Source organism: Thiococcus pfennigii (genome assembly GCF_016583835.1).
Lineage (GTDB): Bacteria > Pseudomonadota > Gammaproteobacteria > Chromatiales > Chromatiaceae > Thiococcus > Thiococcus pfennigii.
Genome location: NZ_NRRW01000005.1, coordinates 95454 through 116428, shown reverse-complemented (window position 1 = coordinate 116428; position 20975 = coordinate 95454). Strand labels below are relative to the sequence as shown.

Here is a 20975-nt window from a genome sequence, read left to right as displayed (position 1 = left end):
CGCCGCGCTCATGAAAAACGGAATCGTCCGCTGCGTCAACGGGCTGTAAGAATGGCGAAGGCGTGGCCGCGAAAAGATATCTCGCGCAGAGGCGCAAAGGCGCAGAGAAGAAGAGGAGAAGCGCACTTGTGACATCGATCAATGCTCTTTCTTCACTTTGCGCCTCTGCGTCTCTGCGCGAGCCTCTTCTTGCCAGGTCGCAACAGCGTGCGACATCATGTCGAGGCCGCACCCCCCGCGCGGGAGCGCCGGCGCGCGGCCTTCATGATAACCCTTTACACTGGGTCTCGATGCCCGCCAGCTTCGTCGAGGTCTTCGCGATGGACGCTCCAGCTCTCGCGCACCCGGGTCCGATCCTGACCTGGGAGCGACAACCCGCCGCCCTCCTCGCCCGTCACGAGCGAGGGCTCACGCGCATCGATGCCGTCGCCCCAGATATCCTGCGGGTGCGCTTCTCTCCGGGCAGCGCACTCCAGCCGCCGCGCGCCTGGGGGTCGCTCCCCGACCTGCCGGCGACCGAACTCGGCCTGAGCGGCGACGACGAGGCACTGCACCTCTTCGTCGAGCGCCTCGCCGCGCGCCTCGACCGTACCAGCGGCGCCCTGACCTTCGCGACCCCCGGCGGCAGCGAATTCGCCCGGGACCTCGCCCCGCCCGGCTGGCGCGAGGTCGCAATCGAGGAGACCGCGCTGGCCCAGGGGCCCGACGCCGAACTGCCACCCGGCGCGGCTCGCACCGGCGTCTTCCTGCGCAAGCGGCTGGCCCCGGACGAGGGCTGCTTCGGCCTCGGGCAGCGCCCCGGCCGGCTCGACCGGCGCCACCGCCGATTCACGAACTGGACCGTCGATATCTCCTCGCCCGGTCACTGCCGGGGCGAGGAGAACATGTATCAGGCCCACCCGGTCTTGCTGGCCGTGCGCCCGCGCCTCGCCTGGGGTCTCTTCCTGCACTCGACCTGGTACTCGACGTTCGACGTCGGTGCCGGCGACTCGGACGTCCTGACCCTCTTCACCCTGGGCGGCGAGCTCGACTACTACCTGTTCGCCGGGCCGACCCCGGCGGCCGTCGTCGAGCAGCTGACGCGCGTCACCGGCCGCCCAGCCCTTCCGCCGCTCTGGGCGCTCGGCTATCACCAGTCGCGTTGGGGCTACGCGAGCGATGCCGAGGTGCGCGCCGTTGCGCGGACCTTCCGCGAGCGCGACATCCCGCTCGATGCGATCCATCTGGACATCGACTACATGGACGGCTTCCGGGTCTTCACCTGGCACCCGCAGCGCTTTGCGGCGCCGGCCGAGACGGTCGCGGCGCTCCACGCCGAGGGCATCCGCGCCGTGGCCATCGTCGACCCCGGCGTCAAGAAGGACCTGACCAGCGGCTACCCGGTCGCCGACGCCGGCCTGCGCGGCGGGCACTTCGTCCGCGGCCCCGACGGCGAGCCCTTCTCGGGGTGGGTCTGGCCAGGCGAATCCCTGTTCCCGGACTTCTGCCGAGCCGACACCCGCCGCTGGTGGGGCGAGCAGCAGGCGGCCCTCCTCGACGCCGGTGTCGACGGCATCTGGTGCGACATGAACGAGCCGGCGATCGTCGATCGGCCGATCGGGACCGAGGGCGAGCGGGCCCGGCCGATCCCGCTCGCCGCCCGCCAAGGCGAGGCCGGCGAGGCCCTGCACGTCGAGACCCACAATCTCTATGGGACCCTGATGGCCCGCGCCGCCGCCGAGGGCCTCGCGCGCCGGCGCCCACAGCGGCGCCCCTGGGTCTTGACGCGCGCCGGCTACACGGGCGTGCAGCGCTGGGCGGCGAGCTGGATGGGCGACAACCGCTCCAGCTGGGAGGACCTGGAGACGAGCCTGCCGCAGCTCGCGAGCATGGGACTCGCGGGCTCCGCCCATGTCGGCGTCGACATCGGCGGCTTCTACGGCGACTGCTTCGCCGAGCTCTTCGCGCGCTGGATCGAGGTCGGGACCTTCTACCCCTTCATGCGCAACCACACCCAGTGCGGCAGCCGACCGCAGGAGCCCTGGGCCTTCGGGCCGCAGGTCGAGGCGCTGGCCCGGGCGGCGATCCGGTTGCGCTACCGGCTGCTGCCCTACCTCTACACCCTCGCCCACCTCGCGCACCGCCGCGGCGAGCCGCTGCTGCGCCCGCTGCTCTACGACTTCCCGGACGCCGCCCACCTGCACCCGATCGAGGACCAGCTGATGGTCGGCCCGCAGCTGATGATCGCCCCGGTCTACCGCCCTGGCGTGCGCCGCCGCCTCGTCGAGCTGCCGCCGGCGACCTGGTACGACCTGCGCACCGGCGCACGGCTCGCCAAGCGGGACGCGCTGATCGCCGAGGCCCCGCCGGGGGCGCTGCCGATCTTCGTGCGTGGCGGAGCAATCCTGACCCTCGGCAACGTCCGCCGCTCGACGATGGAGCCGCTCACCGAGCTGACCATCGAGGCCTATCCGGACCCGCAGGCGCCCGGCGAGTGGACACTGATCGAGGACGCCGGCGAGGGCCTCGATTACCAGCATGGGGGGCTGGCCGAGACGCACCTCGCGATCGCCAGCCTGCGCGATGGCGCGGCCCTGAGCATCGCCGCCCGCAGCGGCGCCTACCAGCCGCCGCCGCGCCGGCTGATCCTACGCCTGCACCTGCCCGAGGCACCGGCGGGTCTACGCCTCGACGGCCGCACGAGCGACGCCTGGCGCTGGCGCGCCGCCGAGCGGGCCGCCGAGATCGCGCTCGCCGACGACGGCGCGGCCCATCGGATCGAGGTCATCCCGTAGCCGGCGGGCGCGTCGCGACCACAACGATCAGCAGGCCGCTTCGCGGCGACCAGCCGCGGCCCGACCCATCGCTGTGTGATCACAAAAATAGATAATACGCTATCATTGTAGTCACAATCTATCGGAGATCGCTCAAGATGCAGGTCGCTGTCCGCGAACTGAAGGCCCATCTCTCGCGCATCCTGTCCCGCGCCCAGGCCGGGGAGCCGATCGCGGTCACCTCGCACAACAGGTTGATCGCCCGGATCGTCGGAATCCCCGCCGGCACGGCGGACGGCCTGCGTGCGTCAATCGCCAACGGTGCCTTGTCCTGGAGCGGCCGCAAGCCGCGGCCGGCGGCGCCGGTCGAATTGTCCGCGCAGGGCACCCCCGTCAGCCGAATGGTCTGGGAGGATCGCGGTTGATCCTGTTTTGCGACACCTCGGCACTGGTCAAGCTCTACGTTCGCGAGGCGTTCACCGAAGAGATGCTCGCCGCGGTGGCAAGCGCCTCAGCGACCGCGGTCTGCCGGATCGCCTGGGCCGAAGCGATGGCCGCACTGGCCAGGCGCTCGCGCGAATCCCCCGCCGATGCCGACGCCATCGCCACCATCCGCGAACGCTTGTGCGCGGATTGGAGCGATTACGCGATCGTCGAAGTCACCCAGACACTGGTCGAGCGCGCTGGCGAGTATGCAGACACCTTCGCCCTGCGTGCCTATGACAGTGTCCAACTCGCCGCAGCGCACATCTTGTCCAACGCAAGTCCAGAACCGGTCCAGTTCGCCTGCTTCGATCGCCGCTTGAGCAACGCCGCACGGGTATTGAGCCTGGAACCGCCCTTCGCCGCCGGTCCGGGATGACAACAGCGAGAGCGAGGCGGGCGAGACGCCCCCCATGGTCAAGCGCGCCACTTATTTTTTCACTCGCTACTGCGGCGCGCGCGGGCCTGTTCTTTCTCAGCGATCGCTGCGCCGGCGCGCCGAACCCGACCGCGGTTAGAGCACCTTGGTGACGATCTTGATGCCCGGGTCGAGCTTGTCGCGCTCGATGCGGAAGCCCAGCGATTTCATCAGCGCGAGCATCCGGGTGTTGGCCGTGAGGACCTCGCCCTCCATGACCCGCAGCCCGCGCTGGCGGGCGTTCTCCATCAGCGAACGCATCAGGCGGGCGCCGATGCCGCGGGTGCGCCAGTCGTCGGCGACGACGATCGCGAACTCGCACGAATCTCCACCCGGGCGCGACATGTAGCGGGCCACACCGACCTCGACCTCGACGCCCTTCTGCTCGACGACGCCGATCAGCGCCATCTCGCGGTCGTAGTCGATCTGCGTGAAGCGCACCAGCATCTCCGGGGTCAGCTCCTTGAGCGCCTGCATGAAGCGGAAGTACTTGGTCTGCTCGGAGAGGCCGCGCACGAAGTCCTGCTCCAGTTGGGCGTCCTCGGGCCGGATCGGGCGGATCGTCAGGTCGGTGCCGTCGGGCAGCTGGACGTGCTCGATCAGGTGCGTCGGATAGGGATGGATCGCCATGTGGCCGTAGGTCGTCTGCTGCGGCGGGCGGTAGTTGACGCGGATCCGCGCATCGACCGCTACCACCTCGCGCTCGTTGCCGATCAGCGGGTTGATCTCCATCTCGATGATCTCCGGCAGCTCGCAGACCATCTCCGAGACCCGCTGGAGGATCCGCGCGAGGGCCTCGCGATTCATCGGCGGCATGTGCTGGAAGGCGCCCATCAGGCGATCGACCCGCGTGTGGCGGATCATCGTCTGGATGATGAAGGCATTGAGCGGCGGCAGGCCCAGCGCGCGGTCCTGGAGGACCTCGACCTCGGTACCGCCGGCGCCGAAGGTGATGATCGGGCCGAAGATCGCGTCGCGCAAGACGCCGATCATCAGCTCGCGCGCCGCGCGGCTCGGGACCATGTGCTCGATCGTCACGCCCTCGATGCGCGCCTCGGGTCGCAGCCGCTTGGCGCGCTCGACGATCTCGGTGAAGGCGCGCCGCACCGTCAGGGCGTCGGTGATGTTGAGCCGCACGCCGTCGACGTCGGACTTGTGCGCGATGTCCGGCGAATTGATCTTCATGACCACCGGGAAGCCGAGCACCTCGGCGGCGATCAGCGCCTCGTTCGGCGTGCGTGCGAGGACCGCCTGGGTCGTCGGGATCTTGAACGCGGCGAGGATCGCCTTGGCCTCGATGATGCCGAGCGTCTTGCGCCCCTCGGCCATGACCCCCTCGATGATGAGCCGCGCCCCGTCGACGTCCGGGCTCTCCTCGTGGGAGATCGGCCCCGGCGACTGCATCAGGAGTTTCTGGTTGCGATGATGCATCGCCAGAAAGGCGAGCGCATCGACCGCGACCTCGGGCGAGGCGAAGTGCGGGATCCGGCCCTGCGCGAAGAGGATCTTGGCCTCGGCGACGCGCCGCGACCCCATCCAGCTCGCGAGCACCGGCTTCTGCGTGGTCTTGGCCGCGACGATCACCTCCTTGGCGACGGCGCTCGGGTCGGCCTCGGCGAGCGGCGCCAGGATCGCGAGCACGCCGTCGACGTTCGGATCGGCGACGCAGGCCTCGACGGCGGCTCGATACCGCTCGGGCGGCGCGTCGCCGATCACGTCGACCGGGTTGTCGTGCGACCAGTGCTCGGGCAGGGCCGCCTCGAGCCGTTCGCGCGTCTCGGTGGCGAACTGCGCGAGCATCAGGCCCTGCTCGACGGCGCGGTCGGCGGCCAGCACGCCGGGGCCGCCGCCGTTGGTGACGATCGCGATGCGCTCGCCGGCGAGCCGCCGGCCGGCCCCGAACACCTGGGCGGCGGCGAAGAGCTGATCGAGCGCCTCGACCTGGACGGCCCCGGCGCGCTCCATGACGGCGCGGAAGACATCGGCCGTGCCGACCCACGCACCGGTGTGCGACTTGGCCGCGCGCGAGCCGGCCGGATAACGCCCGGCCTTGACGACGATGACCGGCTTGATCCGTGCCGCGGCGCGCAGGCCGCTGACGAAGCGCCGCGCGTTGCGCACCCCCTCGACGTACATCAGGATGCAATGGGTATGGCTATCGAGGGCCAGATAGTCGAGGACATCGCCGAAGTCGATGTCGGCGGCGGCCCCGAGCGAGACCACGGCCGAGAAGCCGACCTCGCGTGGTCCGGACCAGTCGAGCATCGCCGCGCAGACGGCCCCCGACTGCGAGACGAGCGCGACGTTGCCGCGCCGCGCCTGCTCGTTGCCGAAGGTCGCATTGAGCCCGTGGACGGGGCGCATGACGCCCAGCGTGTTCGGCCCGAGCAGACGGATGCGATTGCGCCGCGCCGCCTCGACGATGCGCTCCTGCAAGACCGCCCCTCGCTCGCCGTGCTCGGAGAAGCCCGCCGAGTGCACGATGGCCGCCTTGACGCCGTAGGCGCCGCACTGATCGAGGATCTCAGCGACGGTCGCCGCCGGCGTCGCGATCAGGGCCAGCTCGAAGTACTTGTCGAGCTCGGCGAGGTTCTTATAGCAGGGCCGCTCGGCGACCTTCTCGTACTTCGGATTGATCGCGTAGCAGGGGCCCTTGAAGCCGCTCGAGAGGACATTTCGGTAGACGATGCCGCCGACGGAGCCCGGCCGGTCGCTGGCCCCGAACACGGCGACGGCGCTCGGCGTGAAGAGTTGGTCGACATCGGATAAGCGCATGCGAATATGCCTCCAGGGCACGATTGGGTATAAGCTTGAGGCGAAGCTGACATGGGTCGGCGCCGCCTTGGCCTTGGCGTGACCCGCCGCGGCCTCGTTCGTCGACCAGGAGTTGTACCCCTATGAACCTTGCGTTTATCTCCCACCCCGACTGCCACGCCCATCGGATGGGGGCGCACCACCCGGAGGAGCCCGGGCGCTTGGACGCGATCAAGGACCGCATGATCGCCTCGGGCATGGAGATGCTCGTCACCCACTACGACGCCCCGCTGGCGAGCGTCGAGCAGCTGACCCGGGTCCACGATCCCGACTACGTCCGCAGCATCTTCGAGGCGGCCCCCGAGGTCGAGGACGTCCTCGTCTGGGTCGACGGCGACACGGCGATGAGCCAGGCGACCCTGCCCGCGGCCCGCCGCGCGGCCGGGGCCGCGATGCTCGGCGTCGATCTGGTGATGAGCGAAAAGCACCACGCCGCCTTCTGTTGCGTGCGCCCACCGGGCCACCATGCCGAGCGGCGCCGCGCGATGGGGTTCTGCTTCTTCAACAACGTCGCCGTCGGCGCCGCCCACGCGTTGGCCGAACACGGCCTCGAGCGGATCGCCATCGTCGACTTCGACGTCCATCACGGCAACGGCACCGAGGACATCTTCATCGGCGACGAGCGGGTCCTCTTCTGCTCGAGCTTCCAGCATCCGTACTATCCGGGGACCGGGGCCGACACCCAGGCGCCGAACATCGTCAACACGCCGCTGCCGCGGCTCACGGGCGGGGCCGAGTTCCGCGCTGCCGTTGAGCGCGACTGGCTGCCGCGCATCGATGCCTTCGCGCCGCAGCTCATCATGATCTCGGCCGGCTTCGACGGCCATGCCGAGGACGACATGGCCCACTTCAACCTGCGCGAGGTCGACTACGGCTGGATCACCCGCGAGCTGCACAACCTCGCCGCCAGACACGCCCACGAGCGGGTCGTCTCCTGCCTGGAAGGGGGCTACAGCCTCTCGGCGCTCGGCCGCTGCGTCAGCACCCACATCGACGAGCTGATCGGTCACGGCTAGTCTCGTGCTGCATTGCAGCAGCATAGTCACCGCCGCCGGCGGGCGCAACCGCGGCGCACGCCTGGCCCCGCCGCCGGGGTCCGCCGTTGGCGTGCGTCGGCCGAACACCGCATGAACAGCACCAAACGTACCGAGATCTTCCGCCGCTGGCAGGCGGCGAATCCCGAGCCGACCACCGAACTCCGCTACGACACGCCCTTCGAGTTGCTGATCGCCGTCATCCTCTCGGCGCAGGCCACCGACAAGGGGGTCAACCTGGCCACCGCCCGCCTGTTCCCGGAGGCCAATACGCCGGCGGCGATCCTGGCCCTCGGCGAGGAGGGGCTGCGCGAGCGTATCCGCACGCTCGGCCTCTTCAACAGCAAGGCCCGGCACATCATCGCGACCTGCCGGATCCTCCTCGAGGAGCACGGCGGCGAGGTCCCGGCGGAGCGCCGCGCCCTCGAGGCACTGCCCGGCGTCGGGCGCAAGACCGCCAACGTGATCCTCAACACCGCCTTCGGCCACCCGACGATGGCCGTCGACACACACATCTTCCGGGTCGCCAACCGCACCGGGATCGCCCCGGGACGCACCCCCTTCGCCGTCGAGGAGCGACTGCTGCGCTGCGTCCCCCGCCCCTTCCTCCGGCACGCCCACCACTGGCTGATCCTGCACGGGCGCTACGTCTGCACGGCTCGCCGGCCCCGCTGCCCGGTCTGCCCGATCGCCGATCTCTGCGAGTATCCGGACAAGACCGCGCCCACCGCCTGAGCGAACGAGACACACCCACCGATCCTTCGCTTGCGGGGCTGTTACACTTGGATCGGAGACCTCATCATCTCCACCAGGCGGCGGTCGGACGCGCAAACCCGGGGTGAGCTGCAACACGGCGCCCGATCGCGACGGACCTGGGCTCGATTCGTCGCTGCGCACTCGTTGCGCCGGCCGACCGCCGCTGCGACCCAGCGGCCGGGCCCCGCACCGCGTCGCCCGGCCGCCATCGATCACCGCGCTCAAGAGAGGTGTACACCATGCCGACATGGGTCCTGGTCGCTGACAACAGCCGCGCACGCCTGTTCTCCGCCGAGAAACCGGCAAGCCCGTTGATCGAATTCCGCGACCTCACCTCGCCCGAGGGCCGGCTCCACGAGGGCGATCTGGTCACCGACAAGCGCGGGAGGGACCAGAATCCCGCCAGCGGGACCCTCCACGGCCTCGACCCGAGCACGACGCGCAAGCAGGATGCCGCCGAGCGCTTCGCCCAGCAGATCTGCGAAGAACTCGATGTCGCCCGCGCCCGCGCCGAGCTCAGCAAACTCTATGTCGTCGCCGCGCCGGCCTTCCTCGGCCTGCTGCGGCGAAACCAGTCGAACGCACTGCGCCAGATGATCGCTGGCGAGATCGACAAGAACCTGACCACCCAGGATCCGACGACGATCCGCAAGCACCTGCCGGATTATCTATAGGGCCTTGTCGGCCGTCGGGCCACCGCGATGTCGTTACGCAACGCGCGGCCGCCCGACGGCACCCCCACCGCTCCGGCCGAGCTCGCCGCCCAGATCAAGCGCTGGGGCCGCGAACTCGGCTTCCAGCAGGTCGGCATCGCCGACACCGACCTCGCCCTCGCCGAGGCGCGACTTGGGCACTGGCTCGCCGACGGCTGCCACGGGACCATGGACTATATGGCCCGCCACGGGACGCTGCGCAGCCGCCCGGGCGAACTCGTGCCGGGCACGCTGCGCATCGTCTCGGTGCGGATGGACTATCTGCCCGAACCCCTCGACCGGGCGCCACCCGTGCTCGCCGACCCGACGCGCGCCTTCGTCTCCCGCTACGCCCTCGGGCGCGATTACCACAAGGTCCTTCGCCGCCGCCTCCAGCGCCTCGCCGAGCGGATCCGAGCCACGGTCGGGGACTTCGGCTTCCGGGTCTTCGTCGACTCGGCGCCTGTCATGGAGAAGCCGCTCGCCGCCAAGGCCGGCCTCGGCTGGATCGGCAAGCACACCAACCTGATCAACGCCCGCGCGGGGTCCTGGTTCTTCTTGGGCGAGCTCTACACGGACCTACCGCTGCCCGTCGACGCACCGGTCTGCGACCACTGCGGCGACTGCCGGGCCTGCATCGCCGCCTGCCCGACCGGCGCGATCGTCGCGCCCTACCGACTCGATGCGCGCCGCTGCATCAGCTACCTGACGATCGAGCACGACGGGCCGATCCCCGAGCCGCTGCGGGCGCCGCTCGGCAACCGCATCTACGGCTGCGACGACTGCCAACTCGCCTGCCCTTGGAACCGCTTCGCGCGACTCACGGACGAGGGGGACTTCCTCGCCCGCGAGGGGCTCGACCGGGCGACCCTGATCACCCTCTTCGGGTGGGACGAGCCCGAATTCCTCGCCCGCACCGAGGGCAGCGCGATCCGGCGCATCGGTCACCGTCGCTGGCTGCGCAACCTCGCCGTCGCCCTCGGCAACGCCGCGCCGGGGACGACCGTCGAGGCGGCGCTCGCCGCCCGGGCCGACCACCCGGACTCGCTGGTGCGCGAACACGTCGCCTGGGCTCGCGCCGCCCGGCACCGCCGGGGCGCTAACGACCCCCGCGGCGACTCCGCGCCCCTGTAGGAGCCGGCTTGCCGGCAGCCGACGCTCGGCCGGCCCCTTCCAGGTGGCGCCCCTCAGAACTGGAGGAGTTCGGCGCGGTAGTGACGCAGCTCGGCGATGGACTCCTTGATGTCCTCCAGCGCCAGGTGGCGGGATTCCTTCTTGACGGCCTCGGCCACGTCGGGCGCCCAGCGTTGGGCGAGGATCTTCAGCGTGCTGACGTCCAGGCTGCGGTAGTGGAAGAAGGCCTCCAGGCGCGGCATCCAGCGCGCCAGGAAGCGGCGGTCCTGGCAGACGCTGTTGCCGCACATCGGCGACTTGCCGGGCGGCACATGGCGGACGAGGAAGTCGAGCGTCGCCAGCTCGGCCGCCCCCTCCTCCCAGGTGCTCGTGCGCACGCGATCGAGGAGCCCCGACTCGCCGTGGTGGCGGCGGTTCCAGTCGTCGAGGCCGGCCAGCACGTGCTCCGGGCGATGGATCGCGAGCACCGGTCCCTCGGCGATCGTGTTGAGGTCGTTGTCGGTGACGAGGGTCGCGATCTCCAGGATCCGGTCGCGGTCCGGATCGAGTCCGGTCATCTCCAGGTCGATCCAGATCAGGTGGCTCTCGTTCTGCGGCATCTCCATTGACCTCGCGGTGGCTCATAGGCCCGGAATTGTATCCCGGACGGCGGCCGGACTGTGTCCCTTCCTCGCCGCGCCGACACCGACGGATCGGTTAGAATGCGGGCATTGCCCCCTGCGGAGACCTGACGCGCTTGAACCCGGACCATGCCTCGCCGGCGCCTGTCTGAACGCCAGATCGAGCGGATCCGCACGATCCAGGAGCGGCGCCGCCAGCGCCTCGCCGACCGCACCGAGCGGGTCCTCGCCGAGCTCGACGAGGCGCCCCCCGCGGCCGGCACCGTCGTCGTGCGCCACGGGGCCAACCTGGCCGTCGAGGACGGCGCAGGCCGGGTCTGGCACTGCCTGGCGCGACAAAACATCGGCGACCCGGTCTGCGGCGACGAGGTCGTCTGGCAGTCGCTCGGCCCCGGTCAGGGGATCGTCACCGCGCTCCAACCACGCCGCACGCTGCTGAGCCGCCCGGACCACGCCGGGCGCGCCAGGGCGCTGGCTGCGAACCTGGACCAGCTGGTCATCGTGCTCGCCCCGCGCCCGGAGCCGAGCCCGTATCTGCTCGACCAGTACCTGGTCGCCGCCGAGCTGATCGGCGTGCGCGCGCTGATCGCCGTCACCAAGATGGACCTGATCGACGACGGCGAACGCCCGACCTTCGAGCAACGCTTCGCCCACTATGGTGCACTCGGCTACCCGTTGCTGTGGCTCAGCCTGCGTCGCGATGCGACGCTCGCCCCGCTGGTCGCGGCCCTGCGCGGGCATACGAGCATCCTGGTCGGCCAATCGGGGGTCGGAAAGTCGTCGCTGGTCAAGACCCTGCTGCCCGACCGCGAGATCCAGATCGGGCGGCTGTCCCAGGCGACCGGCCTCGGTCGCCACACGACCTCGGCGACGACCCGTTATCGCCTCGCCGAGGACAGCTTCCTGATCGATTCTCCCGGCGTGCGCAGCTTCCGCCTCGGCGCGATCGACCCAGGCGACCTGGCACGCGGCTTCCGCGAACTGGCCCCGCTGGTCGGGCACTGTCGCTTCGGGGACTGCCGCCACGACCAGGAGCCAGGCTGCGCGCTCAAGACGGCCGTCGCCGACAGCCGGGTGCACCCGGAACGGCTGGCGACCTTCCAGCACCTGCTGCGCGCCGGCGGATAGGCGGCTTCAGCCTTCAGCCTTCAGCCTTCAGCCTTCAGCCTCCAGCGCAGACCAATCAGCGCCGCACCTAGTGCAAGACTGCGCAATCCCCGCGTGGCGCGTGGTAGGAGCCGGCCTACCTCGGTTGTTCGCTCAGCCGGGCAGCGTCGAGAAGCCGGCGCGCGGGCCAATGTCGTAGCGGTCGCGGGGGTAGAGTGGCGGCCCCTGCATGTAGATGGTCACCAGCTTGGCGAGCGACTCCAGGGCGTCGAAATGGATGCGCTCGTAGCCGTGCGAGGCGTCGATGCCGAAGGTCACCAGGGCCGTGCGCACGTCGTTGCCGGCCTCGAGTGCCGCGGCGCTGTCGGAGCGGTAGTAGCGGAAGACGTCGCGCTGGTGGCGGATACCGAACTCCTGGCAGAGCTGGATCACGCGGTGGGTCAGGTGGTAGTCGAACGGCCCGCCCATGTCGGCCATGCAGATGGTCACGCCGAACTCGCTGGAGTTCTGCCCCGGGGCCGTCGTGCCGTTGTCGATCGTCAGCATCTCGGCGACGTCCTGGTGCAATGCACCGGAGGCGCCGGAGCCGACCTCCTCGGAGATCGTGAAGAGCGGATGGCAGTCGACCGGCAGCGCAACCCGCTCGCGCCGGATCGCCTCCAAGGCCGTCAGCAACACGGCGGCGCCGGCCTTGTCGTCGAGGTGCCGGGCGTTGATGAAGCCGGTCGTCGTGATCTCCGGATTGGTATCGATGGCGATGAAGTCGCCGACGTGCACGCCCAAGCGCAGCAGATCGGGCAGGCGGTGGACCTGCTCGTCGATGCGGAACTCGACATATTCCCAACCGCCCGGCTGATTGTCGATCTCGGGCCCGAAGGTGTGGCCCGAGGCCTTCAGCGGCAGGATGGTACCGCGATGCTGGCCCAGATCGGTGTAGAGGGTGCCGCGCGCGCCCTCGGCGAAGCGGGCGTTCCAGTGGCCGACCGGCACCAACTCCAGCCGGCCGTTGTCCTTCAGGCCCTTGACCATGGCCCCGAGGGTGTCGATGTGGGCGACGATCGCCCGGTCGGGCTGCGAGACCTCGCCCCGCAGCGTCGCGCGGATCGCCCCGCGACGGGTCAGTTCGAACGGGATCTCGAGCCGCTCGAGCTCCTCGCAGACGACGTGCACGATCCGATCGGTGTAGCCGGATGGACTCGGCGTGTAGAGCAGCTTGAGCAGGATATCGGTCAAGTATTCGGTATCGAGCGGCACCGGTTTCAACAGCTCATCTCCCGTAACACGGTCTGCGGAAAGAGCAGATCGATGAAGCGCTCGGCGGTCGGCTGCGGTTCGTGGTTTGCGAGCCCCGGACGCTCGTTGGCCTCGATGATCGCATAATCCGGGCCGTCGACGGCCGGTACGATGAAGTCCAGACCGGTGACCGGGATGTCGAGCGCCCGCGCAGCGGCCTGGGCCGCCGCGACGAGCCGCGGGTGCAGCTCCGCGGTGACGTCGTGGATGGTACCGCCAGTGTGCAGGTTCGCGGCCTTGCGCACCATCAGCGGCGTCCCGTCCGGCAGGACGTCATCGAGCCGATAGCCGGCCTGGGCGCAGCAGCGGGCCGTCTCGGCGTCGAGCGGGATGCTGCTCTCGCCGCCGGTCGCGGCGCGCCGTCGCCGGCTCTGTGCCTGGATCAACTCGCGGATGCTGTGGCGGCCGGTGCCCATGATCTGAGGCGGCCGGCGCACGGCGGCGGCGACGACCTGGAAGTCGATGACGATGATGCGCAGGTCCTCGCCGACGACCAGCTCTTCCAGCAAGACCCGGTCGCAGACCCGACGGGCCGCCTCGACTGCCTCGCGCAGCGCCTGCGGGTCGCGGATGTCGACGCTGATCCCGGCCCCCTGCTCGCCGCGCGCCGGCTTGACGACGATCCGCCCGAAGCGCGACAGGAAGGCCTCGGCCTGATCGAGGGCGGTGACGACGGCCTGCTCCGGGACCCGCAGACCGGCGCGGCGCAGCAGCCGGTGGGTGACGATCTTGTCGTCACAGCGGCTCATCGCAACGGCCGTGGTCAGCTCGCTCAGCGATTCCCGGCAGACGATGCGCCGCCCGCCGAGGATCAGCGCGAAGTAGCCGGCCTCGGCGTCGAGGACCTCGACCCCGATGCCGCGACGGCGCGCCTCGTTGACGATGATCATCGCATACGGGTTGAGCGCGGTATGGGGCTGAGGCCCCATGAACAGCGGCTCGTTGTAGGCATTCTTGTTCTTGAGCGCGAAGGCCGGGATGCGCTGGAAGCCGAGCTTCTGGTACAGGCGGATCGCCTGACGGTTGTCATGAATGACCGAGAGGTCGAGGAAGGCCCGGCCGCGCGCTTGGTAGAACTCGATGACCTGGCGCACCAGAGTCTCGCCGATCCCGGGGTGGATCGCCTGGGCGTCGACGGCCAGCGCCCAGAGGCTCGCGCCATTCTCCGGGTCGTCGAAGGCCAGCGCGTGATCGACGCCGGTGACGACGCCGAGGATCGCCCCGTCCTGCTCGTCCTCGGCGACCCAGTAGGTCAGGACCTTCGAGGCCCGATTCTCCCAGATGAAGTCCGGCCCCGGCGGCACCATGTGGCGGCTCGCGTAGAGGCGATCGATCGCGACGCAGTCCTCGTGGCTATTGAGGAGACGCACCCGGAAGCCCTTCGGGCGGCGTACCGAGTACTGGTAGCGCTCCAGCCAGAGTCGGAAGGTGTGCGAGGGGTCGAGGAAGAGGTCCTGCGGGGCGTGCGCCAGGACCACGTGGGGATCGCTCAGATAGAGGGCCACGTCGCGCTTGCCCGGGCGTTCCTCCTGGAGGCGCCTGGCGAGCTCTTCGAGGTCGGTGAAGGTCTGCCCGAACAGCAGCCGACCCCAGCCGCAGTCGATGACCGCGTCGGCGCCGCAATGCTGATCCTTGCGCGGGCGCCGATCCCAATTCTTCACCGACGGCGCCCGACTGCGGGCGAGGCGATGCTGGATGCGCTGTTTCGAGGTCATGGGCGGGGTCCTCGGGCTCAGAGGCCCTGTTGCTGGAACCACATCTCGAGCAGGGCGACTTGCCACAGCTTGGAGCCGCGCAACGGCGTGATATGCGCCTCGGGCGCCGCGAGCAGCTCCTCGACATAGCCCGGCTGGAAGATGGCCCGCCCACGTGCCGCCGGCGAGGTCACCAGATCGCGCACGAAACCGAGCACGTCACCGCGCAGGTACTTCAGCGCCGGCACCGGGAAGTAGCCCTTCGGGCGGTCGATGACCTCGGCCGGGATGACCCGCCGGCCGACGGCCTTGAGCACCCCCTTGCCGTCGTCGTGGAGCTTGAAGCGATCCGGAATGCGGGCCGCGAGCTCGACCAGCTCGTGGTCGAGGAAGGGCACGCGGGCCTCCAGGCCCCAGGCCATCGTCATGTTGTCGACGCGCTTGACCGGATCATCGACGAGCATGATGAGCTGATCGAGGCGCAGCGCCTTGTCGACCGGCGCCTCCGCACCCGGTCGGGCGAAGTGGCTCGCGATCAGCGCGCGGCTATGGTCCTCGCCGTGGAAGCGCGGGTCGACGGCCCGGCAGTACTCGGCATGGCTGCGGTCGCAGAAGGCCGCGGCATAGGCGGCGACGGGATCTTGGCTCTCGACGAGCGGCGGATACCAGTGGTAGCCGGCGAAGACCTCGTCGGCCCCCTGCCCGCTCTGGACGACCTTGACGTGCCGACTCACCTCTTGGGAGAGGAGGAAGAAGCCGATCGCGTCGTGACTGACCATCGGCTCGGCCATCGCCCGCACGCAATTGGGCAGTTCGGTGAGCAGCCGACTCGCCGAGTCGACGCGGATCTTGTGGTGGGCCGTGCCGAAGTGGCGGGCGATCAGGTCGGAGTACTGGAACTCGTCGCCGACCTCCTCGCCGACCGTCTCGAAGCCGACCGAGAAGGTGTTGAGGCCGCGCTGGCCCTGCTCGGCCAACAGCCCGACGATGAGGCTCGAGTCGAGCCCACCCGAAAGGAGCACGCCGACGTCGACATCCGCCACCAGGCGCCGTTCCACGGCCCGGCGCAGCGCGTCGAGCACCCGGTCCTGCCAGTCCTCGAAGCCGAACCCGCGCTCATCGGCCGGGGTCTCGAAGCGCGGCTCCCAATAGGTGCGCTCGCGCTGGCGGCCGTCCGGCTCGACGACGCGGATCGTCGCCGGCGGCAGCTTGCGCACGCCGCGCAGGATCGTATAGGGGGCCGGCACGACGGCGTGGAAATGCATGTAGTGGTGCAGCGCCACCGGATCGATCTCGGTGTCGACGCCGCCCCCGGCCACCAGGGCCGGCAACGACGAGGCGAAGCGCAGCGCACCGGGCCGCTCGGCATAGTAGAGCGGCTTGATGCCGAGGCGATCGCGCACCAGGGTCAGGCGCCCGCTGTCGCGCTCGGCGATGGCGAACGCGAACATCCCGTGGAAACGCTGGACGCAGTCGGCGCCCCAGGCGTGGAAGGCCTTGAGCACGACCTCTGTGTCGCCGTGCGAGAAGAAGCGGTAGCCGAGCCCCTGGAGCTCGGTGCGCAGGGCCTCGTAGTTGTAGATGCAACCGTTGAAGGCGATCGACAGACCGAGCGCGCTGTCGACCATCGGCTGGGCGGCATGGCGGCTCAGGTCGATGATGCTGAGTCGACGATGACCGAGCGCGACGGCACCCTGGAGATGGACCCCACGGCCGTCCGGCCCGCGCGGGGCCAGTGCCTCGTTCATGCTGTCGAGGGCCGCCAGGTCGATCGGCGCGTCGTCGAATCGGATCTCACCGCAAAGGCCACACATCGGGTCGGATCTCCTTAACAGAAGGCAGGGGGAAAGCTGGAGAGGCCCAACGGCGCGGCACCGTGCGCGGTCGTCGCGACCGGGGCGCCTGGGCGATGATCGGTGCCCCGCCGGGGTTCGGCGCCCGTAGCGCCTGGATCATGACGAGGGCCTGCGGCGACAGGCAGAGACCTTCGCAACGGCGATCGGCAACATAGTCGTCCCTGTCGTTCGCGACGGACAAAATAGTTAAATCAAAGCGTTAGAGAGTATATCGGATTTCGCCGCCGTTGGCCAATGCGCCACACGGGACCCGGGCCGATCCGGTCTGCGGCCCGTTTCCGAACTGGTCGAACGGTTGCCGGTCGCCCCTCGGCGGGGTGCGCTGGCGAGGCCCGCCTCCCGGGGGGACCCAGTCGGCGCCGGCCGGGCTCGAATCACCCCCTGGGCGGCCGGCTGGGCGCCGATAGGGCGCCGATAGGGGCCGACTTGCCGGCGATTGGCCGCCCGGATCGCCCGCCAGCGGGCGCCTGCCGGCACAGGCGCCCCCGGCGGAGGCTGCCGGTGCGCCCCGCCTGCATTCTGCGGATCAGGACCGATCCGTCGCGCCGACGGGGCCGGCCATCGGGTCGACTGGCGCGCGCCGCCGGCCGATCCCTTTGGCTTTTTCCGACGAGACCCCACACTGGATTTCGGGGCCGATCACCGACGACATCGGCGCAGGAACAGGATTCGGATCATGTACGACAGCAACGAACGGTCGCGCGTCGCGGTCAGCGGTCACTATGCCGCAAGCCTCGATGCCGAGAGCGCCGACGAGGTCTACGACCCGCACAAGGAGGCCTTGGTCGAGGCGATGCTCTCGGCCGTCGGCGAGGACCCGGCCCGCGAGGGGCTGAGGCGCACGCCGCTGCGGGTGGCCAAGGCGATGGACTTCCTGACCAGCGGCTACCGGATGTCGGCCGAGGATGTGATCAGACAGGCCCTCTTCGAGGAGGACTGCACCGAGATGGTCGTGGTGCGCGACATCGAGTTCTACTCGCTGTGCGAGCACCACATGCTGCCCTTCTTCGGCCATGCCCACGTCGGTTATCTGCCGAATGGCAAGGTGGTCGGGCTGAGCAAGATCGCGCGGGTCGTCGACGTGTTCGCCCGCCGCCTCCAGGTCCAGGAGCGCCTCACGAACCAGGTCGCCGACGCCCTGATGACCCACCTCGGGGCCCATGGCGTCGCCGTGGTCATGGAGGCGAGCCACACCTGCATGATGATGCGCGGGGTCCAGAAGCAGCGCAGCACGACCGTCTCCAGCGCGATGCGCGGCACCTTCCAGGACGACCCGCGCACGCGCTCGGAGTTCATGTCGTTCATCCGCTCCTGAACCCGGCGCCCGCCGCCGGCATCCGGGCGCGCGCACGGCGGCCTCGACGGCGCTGACTACCCGCCATGCCGGGCCTTCGCCCGGCCGCTCGATCCGGGGTCGCCCCGGGAGGCCCCGTCATACTGCTTCGCCGACACCGCCGGCGCACCGTGCGCCGGCCGGGACCGCCCGGCGACACCGCACCGGACGCACCGCCGTCGGGGCCGCGCTCAGGAGGCGGCCTTGCGGAAATGCATGATGCTCCAATTCAGGTAGCCCTTGCGCCCGGCATCGACCCAGGCATTGAGCCCCTTGACCATGTTCTCGACGTAGGCATCGGAGACCTTGCCCTCCAACTCGGGCCGCAGCCGCTCCAGCTCCTCGCGCACCCGCTGGTAGTGCATGGTCAGATTGTCGGTCAGGTCGATGACCTCGACCTCGGCGAGGCCGTGCTTGGCGGCCGCCTGCCGATAGAACCCGACCGAACCCAGGCTCTCGAGGTGGATACGATCGAGGACCGGCCCCAAGACGCCCGCCGGGCAATCGTCGGCCTGCATCGGGTCGGTGAAGATCAGTTCGCCGCCAGGGCGCAGCACGCGGGCCACCTCGGCGATGACCTGCTCGCGCGCGCCGCTGTGCAGGATCGCGTCCTGGGACCACACCAGGTCGTACGCCCCATCCTCGGCCGGGATCGCCTCGAAGCTGCCGTCGACGACCTCGACCTGCTCGGCGAGCCCCTGCTCGGCGCTCATCAGACGGTTGCGCTCGTTCTCCTTCTCGCTCAGGTTCAGGGCCGTGACCCGGCAGCCGAAGCGCTTGGCGAGATAGCGGGAGGCGCCGCCGTAACCGGCGCCGATGTCGAGCACGCGACTGCCCGGGCCGAGGCCCGCGGCGAGGTCGGCCATGCGCGCGACCGTGCGACGGCTCGCCGCGTCGACCGGATCCTGGGGCGTCTCGTAGAGGCCGACGTGGATGTCCTCTCCGCCCCAGACGAGGAAGTAGAAGTTGTCGGCATCATCGCTGTTGTAGTAGCGACGGGCCGTCTCGACGGTCTCGGAATAGGCCATGCTCATTCGGCGTCCCCCCCCTGGATATAGGACTTCTCCGCGACATGGATGAAGAAGTCCGGCTCGTTGTCGTGGTAGGTCTCCTTGAAGTCGCCGTAGGTCGTGACCCGCTGGAACCCGACCTCGCGCAGCAGTTGCCGCACGTAGTTCTTGCGCAACGGGAACATGTTCAGATGGAAGACCTGCTCGCCGGGGAACTCGTAGCGGAAGCGCGCCAGGCTCTCGTCGACATGCTCGGGGGTCGCCCGCACATTGCCACCGCAGTAGTAGTAATTGTGGGTCGGCTCGATACGATGGTCGAGGATCGCGTCGTAATTGCGCTGATCGATGATCAGGATCCCGTCGTGGCGCAGCGTGGCATAGAATTCGGCGAGGGCCTTGCGACGGTCGTTGTCGTCATGCAGATGCGTGAAGGAGTTGCCGAGACAGATGACGGCGTCGTAATAATCGTGCACATCGCGATTCAGCCACCGCCAGTCGGCGTGGACGGTGCGCAGGATGTGATCGTAACCACGCGCATTCTCGAAGGCCTTGGCGAGCATGGCCGGGCTGCCGTCGGCGCTGGTCACCTCGAAGCCGGCGCGCAGCAGCTGCACCGAGTGGAAGCCGGTACCCGTGGCGACGTCGAGGACCTTCTTCGCGCCGTGCTCGCGCAGCACCTCGATGAAGAAGTCGCCCTCGCCGCTCGCGCGGGCATCCCAGTCGATCAGTTGGTCCCACTTCTCGGCGAGGGAATGGACGTACTCGGCGGTGTAATGATCGGTGTCGCGGACCTCTAACGGGTTGTCGCCGAAGTCTTGCTTCTGCGCATGGATAGCCATAGATCTCCTCTCCCTGTTGCAGGGATCTGGTGGAATGAACGCCGATGCCCGAGGCTCGACCGAAGGGTAGCGCTTGCCGATGCCGCACGGGCACTGCAAGGCAATCACTTCATTTGCCGACCGACACGTGCGACGTGTCGTTGATTGCACGCCTGTTCCGGCGTGGCGGTGTCAGTTTTCTGACGGATTGATGTCGGCACGCAAGTCATACAGCGCGCCTGACTGGACGATGCCAGGCGTCAGCACAGCTTCGGGCCGTTATTGAAGTCCCCTTATTGTACCGAGGTGAGCGCGCACGTCTACCCCACCGGTCGCATTCGGCCTCCGCGATGTCATTCGAAGCGTCCGACAAAGACGGAATTAGCCAATTTATTTCATGGGCTTGCAGAATGAGTCGGCGAGCGAACGCACGCCGCCGGCATCCGCGATGAAGGCACATGAAACGCCCGCTCTGCGCGCGCACGCGCGTATTCCCGCACCCGCTCGATCCCCGATCGGCCCCGCGCCCCATCAATGCCCCGCACAGGCCGGCATTCCACGATCCTGTGTTCCGAGCCGGCGCCCCGGCGTCGCGCCGGGCGACGATCTGGGCGCCGAACGGATTTGCTCGAACCCGCGGCGCGCGATAAGATCACCACTTAAGATCAAGAACGTTTCTCGTTAGCATGAGCCTCCCCGGAGCCCATTCCATGTACCAGGCCGACGCGACCCTCACCCTCCCCCTCGATGCCCTCGATCCGATCGTCCGCGATGGCGAGCGGCCCCCGGCCGTGGACTGGCAACCGAGCCAGATCCCTGCCGGTTCGACGGCACACGCCGAGCCCCCCCGGGCCGAGGCCGTGGCGACGAAGGGGTTCCCGTTGATGATGGCCGACGAGGGCCTGGCCGTGCGCATCCTGGCGGTGCGCGCCGGCAAGGGTCTCGCGCTGCGCCTGACCGATCTGGGCCTCAACATCGGCACCGAGTTGCGGGTCCTGCAGCGCCAAGGCGGCGGGCTCCTCGTCGCCCGCGGCGCGACGCGCATCGCGCTCGGCGGCGGCATGGCCGCCAAGATCCTGGTCGCGCCGGTCGCCTGATCGCGCCTCGCTTGTCTTGCCGAGCCTTTCGAACACCCCACCGATCGACCGGACAGGGTCCGC

17 protein-coding genes are annotated in these 20975 nt (G+C 69.5%); 10 read left to right on the top strand and 7 right to left on the bottom strand.

From position 1 onward, the window contains the following. Positions 1–320: 320 nt before the first annotated feature. From CKO41_RS03200 to CKO41_RS03190, 3 genes are all read left to right on the top strand, one after another. Positions 321–2774, top strand: coding sequence for a glycoside hydrolase family 31 protein (locus CKO41_RS03200; protein ID WP_200381242.1), 2454 nt, complete (start codon positions 321–323; stop codon positions 2772–2774). Positions 2775–2911: 137 nt separating this feature from the next. Then, positions 2912–3178 carry a type II toxin-antitoxin system Phd/YefM family antitoxin gene (locus CKO41_RS03195; RefSeq protein WP_200250763.1) on the top strand — a complete coding sequence of 89 codons (267 nt, stop codon included), beginning with the start codon at positions 2912–2914 and terminating at the stop codon, positions 3176–3178. Further along, positions 3175–3615 (top strand): type II toxin-antitoxin system VapC family toxin, encoded by a 441-nt coding sequence (locus tag CKO41_RS03190; RefSeq protein WP_200381241.1) that lies wholly within the window; start codon positions 3175–3177, stop codon positions 3613–3615. The genes CKO41_RS03195 and CKO41_RS03190 overlap by 4 nt, the downstream gene beginning before the upstream one ends. Before the next feature lie 135 nt (positions 3616–3750). Here the strand turns inward: CKO41_RS03190 and CKO41_RS03185 are convergent, their stop codons facing one another. Beyond that, positions 3751–6429 (bottom strand): bifunctional acetate--CoA ligase family protein/GNAT family N-acetyltransferase, encoded by a 2679-nt coding sequence (locus CKO41_RS03185; RefSeq protein WP_200381240.1) that lies wholly within the window; start codon positions 6427–6429, stop codon positions 3751–3753. A 122-nt stretch (positions 6430–6551) separates the two neighbouring features. Between CKO41_RS03185 and CKO41_RS03180 the strand changes: the two genes are divergently transcribed. The 4 genes from CKO41_RS03180 (at position 6552) to queG (ending at position 10084) form a co-directional block, all read left to right on the top strand. Beyond that, on the top strand, positions 6552–7484 hold the full coding sequence (locus CKO41_RS03180) for a histone deacetylase family protein (protein ID WP_200381239.1): 933 nt from the start codon (positions 6552–6554) through the stop codon (positions 7482–7484). Between the two features lie 111 nt (positions 7485–7595). Beyond that, the gene (gene nth / locus CKO41_RS03175) at positions 7596–8237 is read left to right on the top strand and encodes an endonuclease III (RefSeq protein ID WP_200250768.1); all 642 of its coding nucleotides are present in this window, start codon (positions 7596–7598) and stop codon (positions 8235–8237) included. 260 nt (positions 8238–8497) lie between these two features. Next, a complete protein-coding gene (locus CKO41_RS03170; protein WP_200381238.1) occupies positions 8498–8932 on the top strand; it encodes a host attachment protein in 435 nt (144 codons plus the stop codon). A gap of 27 nt (positions 8933–8959) precedes the next feature. Continuing rightward, a complete protein-coding gene (queG, locus tag CKO41_RS03165) occupies positions 8960–10084 on the top strand; it encodes a tRNA epoxyqueuosine(34) reductase QueG (protein ID WP_200381237.1) in 1125 nt (374 codons plus the stop codon). A 53-nt stretch (positions 10085–10137) separates the two neighbouring features. Here the strand turns inward: queG and orn are convergent, their stop codons facing one another. Continuing rightward, a complete protein-coding gene (gene orn, locus CKO41_RS03160; protein WP_200381236.1) occupies positions 10138–10683 on the bottom strand; it encodes an oligoribonuclease in 546 nt (181 codons plus the stop codon). 150 nt (positions 10684–10833) lie between these two features. On the opposite strand from orn, the gene rsgA reads away from it, so the two are divergent. After that, complete coding sequence (rsgA, locus tag CKO41_RS03155; RefSeq protein ID WP_200250778.1) at positions 10834–11832, top strand: ribosome small subunit-dependent GTPase A; 999 nt, start codon at positions 10834–10836, stop codon at positions 11830–11832. A gap of 132 nt (positions 11833–11964) precedes the next feature. Here rsgA and CKO41_RS03150 read toward each other — a convergent pair whose 3' ends face one another. The 3 genes from CKO41_RS03150 to CKO41_RS03140 are packed head-to-tail and all read right to left on the bottom strand — an operon-like array spanning position 11965 to position 16612. Further along, positions 11965–13065 carry an osmoprotectant NAGGN system M42 family peptidase gene (locus CKO41_RS03150; RefSeq protein WP_338113727.1) on the bottom strand — a complete coding sequence of 367 codons (1101 nt, stop codon included), beginning with the start codon at positions 13063–13065 and terminating at the stop codon, positions 11965–11967. Positions 13066–13070: 5 nt separating this feature from the next. Further along, complete coding sequence (gene ngg, locus CKO41_RS03145; protein ID WP_200381235.1) at positions 13071–14819, bottom strand: N-acetylglutaminylglutamine synthetase; 1749 nt, start codon at positions 14817–14819, stop codon at positions 13071–13073. A 17-nt stretch (positions 14820–14836) separates the two neighbouring features. Continuing rightward, entirely contained in the window at positions 14837–16612 is a 1776-nt protein-coding gene (locus tag CKO41_RS03140) for an N-acetylglutaminylglutamine amidotransferase (RefSeq protein WP_200381234.1), read from the bottom strand. A 718-nt stretch (positions 16613–17330) separates the two neighbouring features. On the opposite strand from CKO41_RS03140, the gene folE reads away from it, so the two are divergent. Beyond that, positions 17331–17969: a GTP cyclohydrolase I FolE gene (folE, locus tag CKO41_RS03135; RefSeq protein WP_200250790.1), complete on the top strand. Its 639-nt coding sequence runs from the start codon at positions 17331–17333 to the stop codon at positions 17967–17969. A 209-nt stretch (positions 17970–18178) separates the two neighbouring features. Here folE and CKO41_RS03130 read toward each other — a convergent pair whose 3' ends face one another. Then, on the bottom strand, positions 18179–19021 hold the full coding sequence (locus tag CKO41_RS03130) for an SAM-dependent methyltransferase (RefSeq protein WP_200250792.1): 843 nt from the start codon (positions 19019–19021) through the stop codon (positions 18179–18181). Then, positions 19018–19836, bottom strand: a complete 819-nt coding sequence (locus CKO41_RS03125) for a glycine/sarcosine N-methyltransferase (protein WP_200250794.1) — start codon at positions 19834–19836, stop codon at positions 19018–19020. Before CKO41_RS03125 ends, CKO41_RS03130 begins: the two co-directional genes overlap by 4 nt. A 689-nt stretch (positions 19837–20525) precedes the next feature. On the opposite strand from CKO41_RS03125, the gene CKO41_RS03120 reads away from it, so the two are divergent. Next, positions 20526–20912: a FeoA family protein gene (locus tag CKO41_RS03120; RefSeq protein WP_200381233.1), complete on the top strand. Its 387-nt coding sequence runs from the start codon at positions 20526–20528 to the stop codon at positions 20910–20912. The last annotated feature ends 63 nt before the right edge of the window (positions 20913–20975 follow it).